The 17,515-nt window shown below is 35.5% G+C and carries 18 protein-coding genes, 1 tRNA gene and 1 pseudogene; 6 read left to right on the plus strand and 14 right to left on the minus strand.

What is annotated here, in order from left to right:
- Nucleotides 1–7 precede the first annotated feature (7 nt).
- Nucleotides 8–1,081: an HmuY family protein gene (locus AW17_RS05790; RefSeq protein WP_051691653.1), complete on the plus strand. Its 1,074-nt coding sequence runs from the start codon at nucleotides 8–10 to the stop codon at nucleotides 1,079–1,081.
- A 197-nt stretch (nucleotides 1,082–1,278) separates the two neighbouring features.
- Here the strand turns inward: AW17_RS05790 and AW17_RS05795 are convergent, their stop codons facing one another.
- The 4 genes from AW17_RS05795 to AW17_RS05810 all read right to left on the minus strand — a co-directional run bounded on the left by AW17_RS05795 (nucleotide 1,279) and on the right by AW17_RS05810 (nucleotide 4,935).
- Nucleotides 1,279–1,458, minus strand: coding sequence for a hypothetical protein (locus AW17_RS05795; RefSeq protein WP_010602585.1), 180 nt, complete (start codon nucleotides 1,456–1,458; stop codon nucleotides 1,279–1,281).
- A gap of 182 nt (nucleotides 1,459–1,640) precedes the next feature.
- Nucleotides 1,641–2,225 (minus strand): biliverdin-producing heme oxygenase, encoded by a 585-nt coding sequence (locus tag AW17_RS05800; protein ID WP_029275183.1) that lies wholly within the window; start codon nucleotides 2,223–2,225, stop codon nucleotides 1,641–1,643.
- A 75-nt stretch (nucleotides 2,226–2,300) separates the two neighbouring features.
- Complete coding sequence (locus AW17_RS05805) at nucleotides 2,301–2,720, minus strand: response regulator (protein WP_029275184.1); 420 nt, start codon at nucleotides 2,718–2,720, stop codon at nucleotides 2,301–2,303.
- A gap of 1 nt (nucleotide 2,721) precedes the next feature.
- Nucleotides 2,722–4,935, minus strand: coding sequence for an ATP-binding protein (locus tag AW17_RS05810; RefSeq protein WP_029275185.1), 2,214 nt, complete (start codon nucleotides 4,933–4,935; stop codon nucleotides 2,722–2,724).
- A gap of 144 nt (nucleotides 4,936–5,079) precedes the next feature.
- Here AW17_RS05810 and AW17_RS05815 point away from each other — a divergent pair, with 144 nt between their 5' ends.
- Nucleotides 5,080–5,448 carry a response regulator transcription factor gene (locus tag AW17_RS05815; protein ID WP_029275186.1) on the plus strand — a complete coding sequence of 123 codons (369 nt, stop codon included), beginning with the start codon at nucleotides 5,080–5,082 and terminating at the stop codon, nucleotides 5,446–5,448.
- 5 nt (nucleotides 5,449–5,453) lie between these two features.
- Here AW17_RS05815 and AW17_RS05820 read toward each other — a convergent pair whose 3' ends face one another.
- The 3 genes from AW17_RS05820 to AW17_RS05825 are packed head-to-tail and all read right to left on the minus strand — an operon-like array spanning nucleotide 5,454 to nucleotide 6,818.
- Nucleotides 5,454–6,260, minus strand: a complete 807-nt coding sequence (locus AW17_RS05820; protein WP_029275187.1) for a mechanosensitive ion channel family protein — start codon at nucleotides 6,258–6,260, stop codon at nucleotides 5,454–5,456.
- Nucleotides 6,261–6,284: 24 nt separating this feature from the next.
- Complete coding sequence (locus AW17_RS24075; RefSeq protein WP_157280215.1) at nucleotides 6,285–6,437, minus strand: hypothetical protein; 153 nt, start codon at nucleotides 6,435–6,437, stop codon at nucleotides 6,285–6,287.
- A gap of 12 nt (nucleotides 6,438–6,449) precedes the next feature.
- On the minus strand, nucleotides 6,450–6,818 hold the full coding sequence (locus AW17_RS05825) for a SpoIIAA family protein (RefSeq protein WP_029275188.1): 369 nt from the start codon (nucleotides 6,816–6,818) through the stop codon (nucleotides 6,450–6,452).
- Nucleotides 6,819–6,957: 139 nt separating this feature from the next.
- Between AW17_RS05825 and AW17_RS05830 the strand changes: the two genes are divergently transcribed.
- On the plus strand, nucleotides 6,958–8,076 hold the full coding sequence (locus tag AW17_RS05830; protein ID WP_029275189.1) for an alpha/beta hydrolase: 1,119 nt from the start codon (nucleotides 6,958–6,960) through the stop codon (nucleotides 8,074–8,076).
- An 87-nt stretch (nucleotides 8,077–8,163) separates the two neighbouring features.
- Here the strand turns inward: AW17_RS05830 and ku are convergent, their stop codons facing one another.
- The gene (gene ku, locus AW17_RS05835; protein WP_029275190.1) at nucleotides 8,164–8,934 is read right to left on the minus strand and encodes a non-homologous end joining protein Ku; all 771 of its coding nucleotides are present in this window, start codon (nucleotides 8,932–8,934) and stop codon (nucleotides 8,164–8,166) included.
- Between the two features lie 129 nt (nucleotides 8,935–9,063).
- Here ku and AW17_RS05840 point away from each other — a divergent pair, with 129 nt between their 5' ends.
- Nucleotides 9,064–11,334 (plus strand): glycosyltransferase, encoded by a 2,271-nt coding sequence (locus tag AW17_RS05840; protein WP_029275191.1) that lies wholly within the window; start codon nucleotides 9,064–9,066, stop codon nucleotides 11,332–11,334.
- Between the two features lie 147 nt (nucleotides 11,335–11,481).
- Here the strand turns inward: AW17_RS05840 and AW17_RS05845 are convergent.
- Nucleotides 11,482–12,949, minus strand: a pseudogene (locus AW17_RS05845) (glycoside hydrolase family 130 protein).
- Between the two features lie 155 nt (nucleotides 12,950–13,104).
- On the opposite strand from AW17_RS05845, the gene AW17_RS05850 reads away from it, so the two are divergent.
- The gene (locus AW17_RS05850; protein WP_029275192.1) at nucleotides 13,105–14,196 is read left to right on the plus strand and encodes a sensor histidine kinase; all 1,092 of its coding nucleotides are present in this window, start codon (nucleotides 13,105–13,107) and stop codon (nucleotides 14,194–14,196) included.
- Here AW17_RS05850 and AW17_RS05855 read toward each other — a convergent pair.
- Entirely contained in the window at nucleotides 14,182–14,859 is a 678-nt protein-coding gene (locus tag AW17_RS05855; protein ID WP_209444204.1) for a hypothetical protein, read from the minus strand. The two genes, AW17_RS05850 and AW17_RS05855, sit on opposite strands and share 15 nt — an antisense overlap.
- Nucleotides 14,860–14,939: 80 nt before the next feature.
- Nucleotides 14,940–15,392, minus strand: a complete 453-nt coding sequence (gene tnpA / locus AW17_RS05860; protein WP_029275194.1) for an IS200/IS605 family transposase — start codon at nucleotides 15,390–15,392, stop codon at nucleotides 14,940–14,942.
- 140 nt (nucleotides 15,393–15,532) lie between these two features.
- Between tnpA and AW17_RS24080 the strand changes: the two genes are divergently transcribed.
- On the plus strand, nucleotides 15,533–15,706 hold the full coding sequence (locus AW17_RS24080; RefSeq protein ID WP_157280216.1) for a hypothetical protein: 174 nt from the start codon (nucleotides 15,533–15,535) through the stop codon (nucleotides 15,704–15,706).
- A 33-nt stretch (nucleotides 15,707–15,739) separates the two neighbouring features.
- Here AW17_RS24080 and AW17_RS05865 read toward each other — a convergent pair whose 3' ends face one another.
- The 3 genes from AW17_RS05865 to AW17_RS05875 all read right to left on the minus strand — a co-directional run bounded on the left by AW17_RS05865 (nucleotide 15,740) and on the right by AW17_RS05875 (nucleotide 17,175).
- Entirely contained in the window at nucleotides 15,740–16,363 is a 624-nt protein-coding gene (locus AW17_RS05865; protein WP_029275195.1) for a hypothetical protein, read from the minus strand.
- A 408-nt stretch (nucleotides 16,364–16,771) separates the two neighbouring features.
- Nucleotides 16,772–16,845 (minus strand) — tRNA-Ala (locus AW17_RS05870).
- Between the two features lie 123 nt (nucleotides 16,846–16,968).
- On the minus strand, nucleotides 16,969–17,175 hold the full coding sequence (locus tag AW17_RS05875; protein ID WP_029275196.1) for a hypothetical protein: 207 nt from the start codon (nucleotides 17,173–17,175) through the stop codon (nucleotides 16,969–16,971).
- Nucleotides 17,176–17,515: the final 340 nt, after the last annotated feature.

Genomic DNA, 17,515 nt, shown 5'->3' on the forward strand with positions numbered 1-17,515 from the left:
CAATAATATGAATAAATTTAACTCAATAGTCGCTGTCGCTTTTTTGGCAGTAACATTTACAGCCTGTAAAAAAGATACAGATGAACCTATTGTTGTAGTTCCACCATCTGATGGAAGTACTTTAACACTTAACGGATTAATAGGTGCTGAAACAGGAAGTGCTGCTGGTAATAGTGTTTATGTAGATTTTAGTACTGATAAGCAGACCTCTGTAGCAAGATCATCCTGGGATTTAGGTTTTTATAGCGGATCTGATTTTAGGGTTATTCTTAACAATACCACAGGTGCAGGTGCAAAAGTGATTACTACTGCAAATGCCAGTCTTGCCACTGTTAGTGAAGCTGATACCCTGGGGTTAACGTTAGCGGTTAGCCAGGCTAATCCGGCGAATACTGATTTTGCTTATTTCGATGCTATAAATGGAAGTCTTTCGAGTACCGTAATCCCAGCAGTTTCAGCAACAGCCGCTGATAACAAGATTATTATCTTGAACCGCGGTACAGCTGGCGGTATCGCAGCAAGATCTTGGATCAAACTTAAAGTAATCAGAAATGCCTCTGGTGGTTATACTTTACAGTATGGTAAAATCAAAGAAACTACAAATTTTACAACAGTTGATATTCCAAAAGATGCAAACTTTAACTTTAAGTTCGTATCGCTTACAAATGGAGCCATTGTTAACGCACAGCCTGAAAAAACAAATTGGGATTTGGAGTGGACTTACTCTGTTTACCAGACTACTTTTTCAGGCGTTCTGGTTCCATATAACTTTTCTGATTTGGTTTTCATTAACAGTTTAGGCGGTACATCTGCTGCAGTTGTTACCATTACAGATTCAAAAACTTATGCGTCATTTTCGGAATCAAACATTGCTGGAGAAACATTTTTAACAAATAGGGATGTAATTGGGGCAGGTTGGAGAAGTACGCAACCTGCTACTGGTGTTAACACAAAGGTTTTTTATCTAATTAAAGATGCTGCTGGAAACGTGTACAAACTGAAATTTATTTCGATGGGTGCCGGCGATGCAGGAACACGTGGTAAACCAGTAATTGAATATAAATTGGTAAAAAAGGGATAATTTAAGCTAAGGCTTACTAAAAAAATATGTTTTGTTAGTTGGATATAGGCTCTCCGCGATGGGGAGCCTTATCTTTTTATAGGTGGCCAGACTTACGAAGTCTATAGGCCACTTGCAGATAGACTTCGTAAGTCTACCCAAAACGCAAAAAGGGCCCTGGCATACCAGAACCCTTTTTGTTTCTTACTCGCGAAATATTATTTTCCAGAGTTTTTCTTGTCAGTTACTTCTGCACGGATTTCTTGTGCTAAAACTTTAAGATCTTGCATTGCTTTACGCACACGAGTACCAGCAGCTGCATTGCCAGCATTATAAAATTTTTCTACATCTGCTTCAATAGCAGCAACAGCAGCTTTAACTTTTGAGAATTTTTCCATCGCTAATTGATGTTTTTAAGGTTTAAAAAATTTATTTTTTCAATAATACATATTTACCTTGAATTAACAACAGAAAGCAAATATTTATTTGAAAGAAGTTTTGCACATTTACACAATCAAAAAAATGCCCTGGCACTATTATAGAGGTATTTTTTCTAATTTTGAGATCAAAATCTGGCAACTTAATTCAGTTGTTTCGATAAGTTGATCAGGTTATTGAAGGTTAAATTGGCGCTATTTATACAGCGTTTATAATCTGCCTCAGCAACCGTCTGGTTTATTACAGAGACAAATATTTTCCATTTCGTACTCAGCTCATCGCCATAAACACCATAATAATTTAGGCCTCCTTCCTGGTCTTTAAAATTTGGATTGGCTAAAATATGCCTTTTAATTACGTTTCCGCCCAATGTAGCCCCTTCTAGCACATACAACGCACCTAAAACTTCGGCAGTATTTTTTTCTGGAACAAACAATTCAAAATCTAAACCTGGCAATGTTAAACTATCTATATTCCAATATTTTAAATCTTCTTCTAAAGCAGTGAGTTTCAATCTGCTTTTCATTTCCAATTGTTCGGCAATAGCTGCATCCAGCATATTCGCGAGCGTATTCTCTAATTTTTGGTGAATAATATAATTAATGGTTAACAGCTTTTTATACTGATCAATGCTTAAAGAATTGTTCATAATCTCATTCACAAACATTAAGGATTCTAATGTTTTATGGTTTTCTGCTGTTTCAGTTCTCAATAAATTGGCAATCATTATTTGGATTTTAATTATTAAAAAGAAAAGATCCGGAATTAATATCCGAATCTCTCCATATGTTTTTATAAAATTTTAATTTAACCTCAAATGTTGGTTAAACCAAAAATCGTGTACAGAATGTACACATTTAAGCAAACTCTCGTAACCATCAGGTTTGGTAAGATAGGCGTTGGCACCAAACTCAATTGATGCTTTTACATCATCAGGATTATCAGATGTAGAAAACAAGATTACAGGTATAGTTTTGAGATAAGGAATATCCCGTATAAATTTTAACAGATCTAATCCCGATAAGCCGGGCAAATTCAAATCAAGCAAAATTAATTTAGGTTTGGTTTTATTTTCCGCAAAATGCTGAAGTTTTTGTAATGCCTCTGCCCCATCTTCAATTATAGTTAAATTAAGTGTATCCTTAACCTCTTGTACAGCACTTTGCATAAAAAATGCATAGTCTATATCATCCTCAACATAAAATATATCTGGTGTTTTCATCTTATCTGTTTTTAAAAGCTACAAAAAAGGTAGATCCTACATTTAACTTACTCTCAAACCAAACCCTGCCATTGTGTTTTTCTACAACCCTTTTTACAATTGCCAGTCCCACTCCTGTTCCTTCTATTTCCTTAACATTATCCATGCGCTTAAAAAGCTCAAAAACCCGATCGTAATAACGGTTGTCGATTCCTATTCCATTATCTTTAACTGCGTAGATAGTCTCCCCTCCATCAATATACGCAGAAACCTCTACCTTCGGTTTGTCCACCATGGCAGAGTATTTTACCGCGTTACCAATCAAGTTTGTGAAAACCTGCGCTATCATGGTCTTATCTCCTTTTATATTTGGGAGTTCCCCCAAAACTAATTCGGTACGGTCTGCTTTAAAGGCCGACCACACTTCGCTTCTTATTTCTTTTAACAGCGATGCTATATCAACTGTTTCAAAATTTATTTCAGAACGGCCAACTCTTGCTAAATTTAGGATCTCTTTAATTAAGAAATTCATTTTATCGGCGCCTACTAAAATCCTACCCAACATTTTTTGACCATTTTCATCAATGCTCTTATTTTTAAGCATAAGCTCAGCATAAGTTTTTATCGAGGTCAATGGTGTTCTTAAATCGTGCGAAACCGTATAGCTAAAAGTATCTAATTCTTCGTAAGCGGCCTGTAGCTTTTCGTTAAGTAGCCTAATTTCGTTCGCCTTTTTATTGATGTCGGTAATTATAATTTCGCGTATCCTTAAAACCGAGGCGATTTCCTCAGCCATCCATTTTTCAGATGTATTGTTAACAACCTGCGACCAAATTTCGAAAGATTTACGGGGAGATAGACTCAACAAGCCATTTTCTGAAGGAACTACAGGTTTTTCAGGGTTTCCAGCCCAATTCACAGTGGTAATAATTTCGGGTTTAAACCAGATAATCATTTCACCCATTTCTTTATTTAGCATACATGAAAGAATTCCAGCGGATATTGACTTGTATTTTTTAGCTGGAGAATGGATTTCAGGCAATCGATGGGTATAATATATCGATTCATCATTGGTTGTTTTTAACCAATCAACAAGTTCTCTTATTTCCTCTTCTGATGGTACATTTCCAAGAGTTTTAAGTTCATTTTCGAAAATAATGGCCACTCCCGAAGCTTTAGTTGCATCTAAAATGGTTCTTTTGTGGGTAGTTATGGCTTCAATTAAATATTTATCACGGTTTAAATGTTCTAAAAGAACATTCGCGGTACTTTTAAATTGTTCAATAACGGCTGCATCTTCTTCTTCCTGGCGGTATTCTAAAGCTGAAGAAAGAATCTGCCCTATTAATTTAGCGCCTTCTCTGGCTTTATAGTCTATAAACTTAGGACTATAGTTATGGCAGGCAATTAACCCCCATAATTCGCCATGAGCGATTAAGGATATGCTAAAACTCGAATGAACACCCATATTCTTCAGATATTGAATATGTATGGGCGATACGGCGCGTAAGCCACCATTGGTTAAATCGAGTGCCTCGTTTTCTTTAAAAGTTAGAATTGGCGAATCAGTTATGTTTACATCGGCAATTAACCTGGTCAGATTGAGTTTATAAAGCACCCGAGCCTGTTTAGGAATATCAGATGCGGGGTAATGCAATCCAAAAAATGGTTCTAAATCTGGTTCTTTTTCTTCAGCTACAACTTCGCCATGACCATCCTCTAAAAATTTATAGATCATAATCCGATCGTAATTGATCAGTTTTTTTACCTCTTGAGCAGCACCCTTTAACAGCGCTGAAATGCTTTTCCCCTGAAGCATAGACGAGGCAGAACGACCTATAGAACTTTGAATATCGAATTGTAAGGTTACCGGCTCAAATTCCAAAAGCCAATTACTTTCAGATGATGAAATAATCAGATAAAAAGAAAGGCCATTAATTTCAACAGGATAGGGACTAATTGCATCAAAGCTTTTACGGATGATACCTAGTTTAAGTAATTCTTCGATATTAAATGCTGTATCTTGTTGTTTGATAAACTGGTTTAAGACTGAAAGCTGTTTGTTTAATAGACTTTTAGCTTCTTTTGCTAAAAAAACTTCTACATTTTCACTAATGTAGGTAATGAACAGGCTGTTCTTATCAACTGCTAATAGAAAGCCATGTGATTGAATTTTACCAGGAATATGAATGGGTTCTTTATCGCAATTGCTTAGGTCTACAGAAAATTTAGTCATATGTATTTTGATGTTGCCGCGTATTTAATTTCACGAATTAACAAATATTAAGCCTCTTTTTAGAATGTCTCTATTTTGCTAAATTCGGTTTTGAGATTTATTTTTTATTATATATTTGTTTGAAATTTAAAATCCATCTCAACCTTGGCAAAGAAGAATATTTTGGTTATCGAAGATAATCATGCAATCCTTGATGTTATAACCCTTATTTTAGAAAGCGAAGCTTTTAACGTTGAAGGACTAAACAAAGGTGCTGATTTTATTAACCATGTTCAGAAATTTAATCCAGATGTAATAATCATGGATATTATGCTCCCTGACACTGACGGAAGGCTGCTTTTAAAAGAACTTAAAGATACCGCAGCTACACAGCATATTCCCGTTTTAATGATTTCTGCCCGTTATAATGCTAACAATTATACTTTAGATGGAATAGAAGCAGATGACTTTATGGCCAAACCATTTAATATCGACGAATTGATGGATAAGATTTATGCATTATTAAGAAAGTAATTTTTTTATTCGGGCATACCAGGTAATTTTATTCCTCCCAGTTTTAAGTTTTTCATCAGCACTTCCAGAAAAGAAAGTTTGGTATCTGTAAAACCGTGTGCTTTAACCCAAACATTTAAACTTACTTTAAATCCACTATCTTCTAAAGCAGACACACCAATTCTTCTTTCTGGTGTTTTGAGACAATCTTTAAATTCATCGACAGTTTTATTGAAAACAGTTACGATCTGTTCATAATCGATACCATAGCTAAACTTCATTTCAATATCCAACCTCCTGCTGCCTTCTCTGCTGATATTGATAATCACTTCATTTGATAATTTGCCATTTGGAATAACTACGGTTCTGTTATCGAATGTTTTAACAATAGTATAAAATATCTGGATCGATGTTACAGTCCCTTCCTGACTTTGTGCAATAATATTATCGCCCACAACGAAAGGCTTCAACAGTAAAATCAATACACCACTGGCAAAATTTTGAAGTGTACCCGATAAAACCAGGCCTGCCGCAACTCCAATACCACCAATAAGTACCGTTAAAAAAGTAAGCTGAATGCCAATAATCTGCATTACGGTAATTACCAATAAAACCCTTAAGGTAATGAGTATTAAACTGGTTAAAAATGGACGCAGTGACGGATTTATATCTTTACGGTGCATACCACCCTGCATCCATTTCCCAAGTAGCTTAATTAGCCATAAGCCTAAAATAAGCAGCACTATACCTAAAATTACCGATGGTCCTTTATCAATTATCCAATCGTAGGCTTTATCATAAAAATGCTCGATGTTATTGGCATCAATCTTCATAAACTAGCATTTTGCTTCTAATTACTAGGGTTTTTTATGTTTAACGGACGCATCTTTAGTTACATTTACTTTCTTGGCATCTTTGGCTGATGTTACTTTATCATCAGCACCTTTAGCTTTTGCATTTTTCGGTGCGGTAGCCTTGCTACTTTCTGCCGGTGTTTTAGAATTTTTCATCATTTTTAATCGTTAGTCTTCAGCATTCAGCCAGGCCTTAGCTTCTTCTATCTCTTCAGGTTTAAAGCCTTTTGATTTACCTGGCGTAGCCACCGTGAAAACATCAGTAAACCACTCTACTCCTTTTTCGGCGCTTACCACGGCTATTTTTTTCCATTTGGTAAAATTTTTCAAACCTGCTTTAACATCTTGTACCCAGGCACCAGCTGTAAAATTCTTCACGTCAGTTTCTAAAACGAGCAGATACCTGATTTCCTTAAATCGCTCAGCGGTTCTTTTCAAACCGGTTAATAAAACATTCTTTACATCATCGCTTGTCACTTCTCCGGTAGCCCTTACGCCAAAAATATGATCTGGTAGTCCTGTTATTTCTGTTAGCATAATTATTCATTTATTTAAGAACACACTAATTCATCAAGATGTTTGCCATTTAAATAAATTCTGAAAAGTTGAGTGCCAACAAAAACACTATCTTATTGATACTGTTATACAAACAACTTTTATAAAATAAAACAATCCTATGAAAACTAACTGGTTAAAACCTGCTTCATTTATTTGTGCTGTGGCTGTTTGTATTGCTGCTTGTACAGGCGGAACAAAAACGACTACAATTACAGATTCGACCATAACCGACTCTTCAGTAACTGCAGCATTAAAACCTGCCGGGCCTGCTCCTGAATGGGGAAAAACAATAAAACCAGAAATGCAGGCTGTAATAGAAAAATTAAATAGCTATGGAGATAAGCCTTTAGAAACTTTAAGTGCTGCCGATGCACGTAAAAATCATACACCAACTGATGCGGTAATGGATTTGGCAAAACAAAACAATATTACCATACCAACTACTAAGGTAGATACTATAGGGAAAGATATTGATGTTACCGGAGGCAAAATCCATCTGCGTATTTATACGCCAAAAGCAGGCAACGGACCTTATCCGTTAATTGTTTATTACCATGGCGGTGGTTTCGTTATTGCCAATTTAGATGTTTATAATGCATCTGCACAGGCATTGGCAGAGCAGGTTGGTGCAGTTGTGGTTTCTGTTGCTTACCGCTTAGCGCCCGAAAACAAATTCCCCACTGCGCATAACGATGCTTTTACAGCTTATGAATGGGCAGTTAAAAATGCAGTAGATTTAAAAGCCGATCCGGCTAAGATTGCAATTGTTGGTGAAAGTGCGGGTGGAAATTTAGCAGCAAATGTATCTATTATGGCGAGGGACAGACACATTATGCTTCCTGTGCACCAGGTTTTGATTTATCCCATTGCTCAGGCAGATATGAACACCGAATCTTATAAAATGTATGAAAAAGCAAAACCGCTAAACAAAGCAATGATGGGGTGGTTTACAGAGAAATATCTGACTACAATTATTGAAGCACAGGACCCTAAAATATCATTGGTTAATGCCAATTTAAATGGGCTTCCATCAACAACTATTATTACAGCCGAAATAGATCCCTTACATGATGATGGTGTAATACTCGCTGATCAATTGAAAGCTGCCGGGGTAAAAGTTGACAGTAAAAATTATGAGGGTGTAACACATGAATTTTTTGGTATGGCGCTGCTTGTGCCAGAAGCGAAGGCTGCTCAGGCTTATGCCGCACATCAATTGAAGGCTGCTTTTAAATAAAAAACAGCCCTGGAGTGGTATTTACTCCAGGACTGTTCTTGCATGGCGTTTTTAACTCAAAACTCCCAACTGCAAACTCCAAACTAACTAAGCTCCTTTCTTTGAGCCCAAACTCTGCATCAATTGATCATACAGGTCATCGCTTGTAGCTTTTTGTGGTTTCATCTTTTTAACCGTTGCGCGTTTGCCTTTAGACTTCGCTTTAATAATCTTCAAGAGTTCGCTACTGTAATCATCTTTAAAGGCGCTCAAGTCGAATTTAGAACTGTATTGTTTAATCAAGGCCAAGCCCACATCCATTTCTTTTTTGGTGATGGTAATATCATCAACCTTGTTAATTTCTGATAAACTCCTTATTTCCTGCTCAAACCTGATTTTAGTAATCACAATTACATGTTCCATGGGATGGATAACACAAAGATTTTCTGTATTCCGTAGTACAAATCTAGCCACTCCAGCCTTACCCGATTTTTCTAAGGCCTTTAGCAATAATCCATAAGCTTTTTTACCCTGCTTTTCAGGCTCTGTATAATAAGAAGTTTCATAATAAATAGGATTAATATCTTTTATATCAACGAAATTCTCTAATTCAATAATTTTAGTTTTTTCAGGCGCAGCCTCTTCAAAATCGGTCTTATCTAAAACAATGTATCTGTCTTTTAAAAAATAGCCTCTAACAATCTTCTCATAAGGCACTTCTTTATGGGTATTTTCATTCACCCTTAAAAATTTAATCTTTGCATGATCGCGTTCATCGAGCATATCTAAATCGATATTACTATTCTGGACAGCAGAAAACAACTTAATTGGAATGTTTACCAAACCAAATCCAATAGAACCTTTCCATATTGATCTCATAGTTAAATATTTACTTACTAACAAGCGTCTAAATCAGATTGTTTTGCCTTTATTAAGCGTAAATTGAGGAAATCACAAACTATTTAGATAATACAATGTTATTTAAGTATTAAACCTATTTGAATACATATGAAAATCGCCTACATTTCAACCTATCCTCCTCGTGAATGCGGTTTAGCTACATTTAATCAAAATTTGGTTAATGCCTTAAGTTTAAATCCTGCTTATAATTCACACAAAAGCTTTGTTGTTGCATTAAATGAATCGGATGATGTTAATGAACACGATTACCCAAGCGAAGTAAAATTTGTCATCCGTCAGCAAAATCAAAAAGACTACATTGATGCTGCAGATTTCATTAATAACAGTGATGTAGATAGTTGTATTATTGAACATGAATTTGGTATATATGGTGGCAATAGCGGCGTATTCTTATTGTCGTTAATTAATAGATTAAAAAAGCCATTCATTACCATTTTGCATACGGTTTTAAAAGAACCGAACTTCATGCAGCAGACCATTATTAAAGAGATTGCAGTTAAATCTTCTAAAATAGTGGTGATGAGCAAAAAAGCAGTCATGTTTTTGACCAGTATTTACCAAATTCCAAAAGATTCAATTAAGTTAATAGAGCATGGTGTTCCAGACCTAGAACCTATACCTAATAACAAAATTGCACAAAGTGAGCTTTTTACCAATCGAAAAGTGCTTTTTACATTTGGCTTAATTAGTAGAAATAAAGGCTTAGAAACCGTAATTAAAGCTCTACCAGAAATTGTCGCTCAACATCCAGATGTTTTATATGTCATTCTGGGCAATACCCATCCTGGCGTTGTAAAACATAATGGCGAAGAATATCGCGATAGTTTGAAAGCGCTGGCAAAAGATTTAGGCGTAGAAAACAATATAACTTTTGTTAATAAATTTGTTTCTGAAGAAGAATTGCACCAGTATTTAACGGCCTGTTCTTTATACATCACGCCTTATTTGAACGAAGCACAGATTACCAGTGGTACTTTATCATATGCCATTGGTGCCGGTGCAGCGGTAGTTTCTACCCCATATTGGCATGCACAAGAACTTTTAGCTGACAATAGAGGCAAATTATTTGATTTTAAAAATAATGCGCAACTGGCAACCATTGTAAACGAACTTTTAAGCGATAAAGATAAATACCAGAAACTGAAGCAAAATGCCTACGAATATGGATTGAACCTGCGCTGGCCAGCCATTGGAAGTGTTTATCTTAAGGTATTAGATGAAGCTTTGGCTGCAGGAAAAAAGCCAGAAAGAGTTACTCCTCCTATTATCAATGTAGAAGGTATGCCAGCACTTAATTTAAACCATATTTCATTGCTGACAGATGATACCGGAATAATTCAACATGCCCGTTTTGGTATTCCAAATTTGAAGGAAGGCTATTGCATTGATGATAATGCCAGAGCGCTGATTATGGCATTAATGGCTATTGAGCGGGATAAGAACCCTAAAGCTTTAAAATTCATGCCGGTTTATCTCAGCTTTATCCAGTATATGCAAACAGATGATGGGAATTTTAGGAATTTCTTAAGTTTTAACCGTAATTATTTAGATGAAATAGGCTCAGAAGATTCGTTTGGCCGTACCATCTGGTCATTGGGTTATTTAGTCTGCAGTGCACCCAACAATTCTTATCGTGAATTTGGCAGGGAATTATTGTTCCATGCTATTCCACATTTTAAAGAATTAAAATATCTCCGTGGAAAAGCCAATACGATTATTGGTCTATCTTATTATCTGTGTGCACACCCTGGTGATGAGTTGATCACAAAAGAAATCAATATGTTGGCCAATTCCTTAACGGCATCATATCAAAACAATAAAGATGGCGATTGGCATTGGTTTGAAGATATTCTTACCTACGATAATGCAATCCTTCCATTGGCTTTGCTTCATCATTACGAAGCTACGGGGAATGCAACATCCTATAAAATTGCGATGGAGAGTATTGAGTTTTTGAATAGTTTCTCTTTCGAAAATGGATATCTAAATCCGGTTGGAAATGCAGGATGGATGAAAAAACATGGAAAAAATCCTATCTATGACCAACAGGCTATAGAAACGATGGCAATGGTTTTACTCTATGCTAAAACATTCGAGGTAACCAAAGATGACAAATATTTAAATTTAATGCATATCAGTTATGAGTGGTTTTTAGGAAGAAACAGCCTGCATATTCCTTTATACGATTTTGAAACACATGGATGTGCAGATGGACTACAGTTTAACAGTGTAAACAGGAATCAAGGTGCTGAGAGTACATTGGCCTATTTCATCTCCCATTTGGCTATATTAAAGGCGGCAGAAGCGGAATATGAAACACTGTCGTCTCCCCTGATGGAGGCAGATAAATGTAGTTAGAAGTTAAATTTGGCTTGGCTGTTCTTGCTAGTCGAGATTTGTAATCTCGACTTTATTAGCCGTGGATTTGCAATCCACGAGGATTTAAAATCCTAAAACCAGAGGTCGGGATTGCAAATCCCGACTAGCGTAAAGGACGAAACTATTTTAATTATTTTCCAGCAATTTGGCCAGCAACAATTCAAGATTTACGGTTGCAAATGAAGAACTATAATCAGATAAACCATAAGGAATAATTAATTCGCCATTACTGATAATCGATCCACAGGAGTATACCACATTGGGCACATAACCTTCACGTTCATCATTATTGGGAATAATCAACGGTTCCTTTAAATGGCCTATTTCTATACTTGGGTTTTCAAGATCCAATAAACTTACTCCAATACAATATCTTCGCATTGGCCCCACCCCATGTGTAATTACAATCCATCCTTTTTCTGTTTCTATCGGAGAACCGCAATTGCCGATCTGTACCAGCTCCCAATCGTACCGTGGTTGTTTTAAAAGAACCGGATTTTCCCAAACATTTACTTTATCAGAAAACATCAGGTAGTTATTCCAGCCATCTATTCGGCTCATCATCACGTATTTCCCTCTAATTTTTCGTGGGAATAATGCCAGATTCTTATTTTGTGCACCATCGCCATAAAGTGGAATCACTTTGAACTCGTAAAAATCTTCGGTTTGTACTAGTTTGGGAATAATTAATGACCCATCAAATGCGGTATAAGTGGCATAATATAATACTTTGCCATCATCTTTAATAAATTTCACAAAACGAGCGTCTTCAATCCCTTTACGTTCAAATTCTGAAATAGGAAAAATTACACGATCAGAAATATCGGTATCTTTTGAAAAAGTTATGGTATGGTAAGTATCTGATAACCAAAGTATTTTATCATATTCGATTAAACGTGTTGGATTTTCTTTATGTAAACTTTTAGAATCTTTAATGATATTACTCAAACTGGTATATTCAAATTTATCATCGAGTTTTGATTCAATTTCTTCCAATACCGAAGGATCAATCTGCGCGTAGGCTGCTTTTTTTAAGAATAGTTTTTTCACATAAATGGCATTCTTCACCACCTCAGCCTCATCAACATAATTTCCAACAGGTAAAACCTGGATATTATTGTCTTTATCAATTAAAGCTCGGCGGAAAACAATAGAAGAAATGTGACCTTCTCCGACAGCCCTAAAACTGATAATTACCCGTTTTTCGCCTTCTACAAGATCGGTTTGATCGGGATCGTCTACAATACTGGGATTAAAAAAAGCGGCAGATTCTATTGAATATTCATGTGTAAAGTAAGCACCGATCAGCAATCTGGTGTATTCATCAATATCTTCGAATTCGGTACCTAAGACCGCAAACTGTTTTTTTAACTTTTTACAGTGCCTGGTCAGGATTTTGGTAATATTCCGGTGTCTTTTAGAATATTCCTGTAAGATAGGCGATATCAACGAAAAAACTTTTTCATCAGAAAACTCTAAAACCTTCCTGATTACTTCTAATGCTCTCTCTTCTCCGTTAAAAAAAAAAACGGGCAATAACTCTTTTAGTATCCGGGTTAACCTTAACAGGTTTACGTTCTATGTATAATCTCATTATTTATGCTGTTTTGTAGTAATTTAAAGCCTTCGTCACCATTTCTTCCAACTTTATATTAACGAAATTTACGACTTAATTGTTTATATTATCTACAGTATTTGCACATAATTTTTACCTTTAGTTATTCACCCTTAATGGTAATTAAACATTAAATGCATTACGAAAAAGCAGATAACATGATTCCATCAGATGAAACCTTGCGTTTAGGAAAATTAAGATACTACGAGATTTTAAGTACACCTGCAGAAAGTGCTTTTGATCAGATTGCACAATTGGCTGCTGAAATATTTGATGTTCCGAACGCAGGCATCGCTTTTCAGACGGATGGGGAGATTTTTATGAAAGCTCAAGTGGGATCATCAATCGGGTTACCTATAAAAAGTGAAGCATTTACTTTTTTTACCTCTACGCCAATCAGCTCGCCTGAAGGTTATCATATTGGCCTGATTTACGTTGCCGATACTAAATTTAAAACAGCCGAAGAGCAGCAGCTAAAAATGCTGAAGCATTTAGCGGGTATGGTAATGGAAAAACTGGAGTCTAGAATTGCAGCTAGAAAAGCTTTCAGGGCCTACGATGATCGTTTACATGTGCTTATTCATGATCTTAAAAACCCGATGACGACCATTTCACTTCAATCTGAATTGCTGGGACGAATTCCTGGGATTGATGACAAAGCAGCATTAATTGCCGGTAAGATTAATGCGCAATCGAAAAGAATGATTGATAATCTGAACGATATTTTAAGCGTTGCACGGAAAGAAGCGCACTCATTTAAGCCCCAAAAAGCGAAAGTTGACCTTAAAGAAGTGCTCGGCGAAGTAAAGTTTAATATGGATTTAACGCTTAAACAGAAAAAACAAACCCTTTTGATCGATATTGAAGCTCCGGTAGAAATCTTTGGCGATGCGGATAAACTCAAGGTAGTTTTTAGTCAATTACTGGACAATGCCATTAAGTTTTCTCCAAAAGGAAAGGAAATTAAAATATCACATCAAACTGCAGAAAATGAAGTAACCATTGCAATAAAAGATAACGGTGTGGGTTTAACAGAAGAAGATCTTGATAAAATTTTCTTAAAATTCGCAACATTAACGGCTCTGGCTACAGATCATGAAAACACTTATGGTTTGGGGCTAATCACTGCAAATGCCTTAGTAGATATACATAAGGGAAAGTTGTGGGTAGAAAGCGAAGGAAAAGATTTGGGTACAACTTTTTACGTAACGCTACCCATTAAATAAGTTTAAATCTAATAATTCGCTAAGTTTCATTTCTTCAAGCAAAATTCTTTCAGGAATAGCATTTCTATGGTACGACCATTTTATTAATCTTATAAAGCCATTTTCGATTTCGATACCAGTCATGTCGCCATCACTAAAACAACAACATCCGCTATTAAAGTAACCCGGTTTGTATTTGCCAAAACGTGGCGTTTTATCTCCTTTTTTTATCAGTTTATAAAGCTCTGCATTTAAAACAGTAAGATCATCAGCATTCTTTTCTTTTTTTGCTTCTTTAAGTTTTATATAAATCCGTTCCAGGTGTGTTAATGATGCGAAAACCGGCTGATGTGTATGTCCGGTAATTAAAGCCAGGTTCTTTTTTGTAGCTACCCAGCTGTACATTAATGCGTTATGTGCTGTTTTAAGTTGGTTGCTGTATGCTGGTGTATTCGGGTTAATTTGAAGGTATGATTGCAGTGGTGCCCATATTGTACTCACAAACCATTTGCTAAACCAGTTTCCGTCACTCTGTAAATCGCCCTGATGGCCGTGGGTTAAGAAAATATCAAGCTTACTTTCCCCCACTGTCATCCGTAATATTGCACCTTCGTAAATATGGATTTTAGTTCCGTAAATTCTATTGAGGTTAAATCCCGCTAAAGGATCATTATCCCAGTACAAATCATGGTTACCAAATATTTTAGTGAAATGGTTTTTTGAAATGAATGACCCCGAAGCAGAGCTATCGGGGTATCGCTTAACTAAAATTCTAAACTGAGCTGATTTCTATGCAACATCTTATAAGTTGTAGGTTCGGTTCCCTGATTTTGAATATACTTCATGATAACAGTTTCGTTTGCATATTGCCCAACAGTATTAACATAGTAACCAGCAGTCCAAAAATTCCCTCCCCAGAGTTGTTGCTTAACTTCGGGATGAAGACGAAAAAGCTCTTTGGCTGTGAGGCTTTTAACCGATTGAACAATACTTTTAATCGATAGCATAGGTACGCTTTGTATCAAAAAGTGAACATGGTTATCATCGGCACCAATCTCAACAAAATGAATTTCATACCGCGAAGATATATCCTGACAAACCATAACCAAACTTTCTTCAACCGAGCTCGACAAAACGCTCCGCCGATACTTAATAGGACATACCAAATGATAAAGCAACAAACTCTTATTATGGCTCTTGTGGATATGATCGCTCATGAAACGAAAATAACGCTTTTTGTGTTAAATCTACCTTTTTTGAAAACTCTTCGTTTTCAAACTTTCCGCTGAGACCACCGAAGCAGAGCTTCGGGGTATTAGTTGAATAAATAAAGAACTAGAATTAAAATATTAGAACAATGGAAAATGACTTGAGAAACCAAATAGCCGCAGCCATAAAAAGCGGTGATAAAAAAAAATTAAAAGAGTTAAAGCAAAAGATTAAGCAAGAAATCTGGCTAAATTCATTTGAAGGAAGTATTCCTATTAAAGAATGGCTTAATCCCGATAACGGCATTTTAAAATTTGAGTAAAAAGGAGCCCCCCAATCTGGAAGGGCTTTTTTCTTATCCTTTCTTTTTTTTGACTTCCTTAATTTCCTCTATCCAATTTACAGTAAAAGTGAAAATATATTCTTGTACATTTCCTCCGATCGATATAGGCAAAAGTATCCTTGCGTGTTTATTGTTGTATTTATGTACTACATCCTTTCGTGAATAATCAAATAGTGGCAATTCTCGCCATCCTCCGTAAGAGCCACTCGAAAAGTAGACATTTTCAGTTGGTGTTATCAAATCTGAAAGTTTTGAATCTTTGATAATGGTTGTAGGGGGCTGAGCATTGTTCCTGTCAATATATTTAACGCCTGCATGAAATACTTTTTTCGAAGAGCCATCTGTGTCTATGTAAGAGGCATCGTCCCAAATAATTTTTATTGTTTCATTGAGTTTATTCCTAATTTCAAAATTAAATTGCGAGGTTGAATTATACCAATTGATCTCAATATTATTATCCGCATAAACGAAATGATTATTCTTGGGATTAGTTAGGCTATCTAACTTAATTGCTAAACTGTCAGCAGTAATTTTTCCTTGTACTTCAACTTTACTAAGGATTGCTTTATAGTAACCTCGTTGACCAAAACTTAATAGCGGCAATAATGCCAAGAGGGTTAAAATTGATTTTTTCATATTATTTTTTATTTGATATTTCTTGAAGTTCTAAGGCAATTATTAATAACATAAACCAGATGGCTATCATTGTATAATTTGCGATCAATAAACCTATGCTGATTAAAAGGAGTATTGCGGTAAGAATTTTTGACATATTGAGAGATTAATTTTTATCGAATGTAGTTAATTACAATCACAAAGAGAATAAAATGATTCTGATTTGAAATATGGGAAACCGTAAATAAAAAATGGTGCTAACAATTAAGCCAGCACCATTAGATTTTATTCCAATAACGACAAAGGAACAAAACAAATATAATCGAATTTTTTGACTTTACAGATTGAAAAAGTGACACCCATTGTGATACCCTTATCAAAAAACAAAACCTAACTAACTAATAAATAGCTAATTAGGTTTTATAAGGGTGGAGAATATCGGATTCGAACCGATCACCTCTTCACTGCCAGCGAAGCGCTCTAGCCAAATGAGCTAATCCCCCAATTTTAAATATTCAATAACCTAAAAAAATTAAATAATCATTCGGTAATTGAAACAAGCTTCCCGCCTGAGCAGCAAAAATAGCAAATACTTTCTCGAATGCAAATCATAATTCATTTTTTAATTAATCTTTAGGTTTAAAAGCAAACATGGCCATTAAACAGATTACCGTAAAAACCGATTGCATAGGATAATTGATGAACAGAAAAAGTACAAATGTAGCAATAAGTAAAAGCACAAAAAACATAATGGCCTTAAAAGCGGTATCCATATAACACATGGCTACAATAGCCAAAAGATAAAAAGGAATAATAACAGCAGCTATAAACATCGCCGAAAATAAATTCCTAATATTAACCGAACATTAAATATCCTTTAGGTTTAATTCCTTAAAGTTTTGAATTAAATATATTCGTTAACCTCTTTTTTGTTTAATAGCTCCTGATAGGCATCTACAAACTGCGCAACGTTATAACCATCCATCAAAGCATGGTTTACATGTATAGAAACCGACATTATTTTTCTTCCGTTTTCATCTCTAACCTTGCCAAAAGATATTTTAGGGCAGCTGTCCTGATAAGCAAAATTGCGGGCATGTGATAAGGATGTAAAATATATAAGAGCCTGTTTAAATTTGATACAATTATTTTACTTATCTAACATTTTTGTCA

This window comes from Pedobacter borealis DSM 19626 (assembly GCF_000708285.2).
In the GTDB taxonomy this organism is placed as follows: Bacteria; Bacteroidota; Bacteroidia; order Sphingobacteriales; family Sphingobacteriaceae; genus Pedobacter; species Pedobacter borealis.

Coding starts and splice junctions, on each gene's coding strand:
- AW17_RS24075 (WP_157280215.1), bottom strand. CDS start 6,437: ATGAAAAATTCTAAAACACCGGCAGAAAGTAGCAAGGCTACCGCACCG.
- AW17_RS05875 (WP_029275196.1), bottom strand. CDS start 17,175: ATGTTTATAGCTGCTGTTATTATTCCTTTTTATCTTTTGGCTATTGTA.
- AW17_RS05820 (WP_029275187.1), bottom strand. CDS start 6,260: ATGAAGATTGATGCCAATAACATCGAGCATTTTTATGATAAAGCCTAC.
- AW17_RS05840 (WP_029275191.1), top strand. CDS start 9,064: ATGAAAATCGCCTACATTTCAACCTATCCTCCTCGTGAATGCGGTTTA.
- AW17_RS05790 (WP_051691653.1), top strand. CDS start 8: ATGAATAAATTTAACTCAATAGTCGCTGTCGCTTTTTTGGCAGTAACA.
- AW17_RS05865 (WP_029275195.1), bottom strand. CDS start 16,363: ATGAAAAAATCAATTTTAACCCTCTTGGCATTATTGCCGCTATTAAGT.
- AW17_RS05805 (WP_029275184.1), bottom strand. CDS start 2,720: ATGAAAACACCAGATATATTTTATGTTGAGGATGATATAGACTATGCA.
- AW17_RS05810 (WP_029275185.1), bottom strand. CDS start 4,935: ATGACTAAATTTTCTGTAGACCTAAGCAATTGCGATAAAGAACCCATT.
- AW17_RS24080 (WP_157280216.1), top strand. CDS start 15,533: ATGGAAAATGACTTGAGAAACCAAATAGCCGCAGCCATAAAAAGCGGT.
- AW17_RS05825 (WP_029275188.1), bottom strand. CDS start 6,818: ATGCTAACAGAAATAACAGGACTACCAGATCATATTTTTGGCGTAAGG.
- AW17_RS05850 (WP_029275192.1), top strand. CDS start 13,105: ATGCATTACGAAAAAGCAGATAACATGATTCCATCAGATGAAACCTTG.
- AW17_RS05795 (WP_010602585.1), bottom strand. CDS start 1,458: ATGGAAAAATTCTCAAAAGTTAAAGCTGCTGTTGCTGCTATTGAAGCA.
- AW17_RS05830 (WP_029275189.1), top strand. CDS start 6,958: ATGAAAACTAACTGGTTAAAACCTGCTTCATTTATTTGTGCTGTGGCT.
- ku (WP_029275190.1), bottom strand. CDS start 8,934: ATGAGATCAATATGGAAAGGTTCTATTGGATTTGGTTTGGTAAACATT.
- AW17_RS05800 (WP_029275183.1), bottom strand. CDS start 2,225: ATGATTGCCAATTTATTGAGAACTGAAACAGCAGAAAACCATAAAACA.
- tnpA (WP_029275194.1), bottom strand. CDS start 15,392: ATGAGCGATCATATCCACAAGAGCCATAATAAGAGTTTGTTGCTTTAT.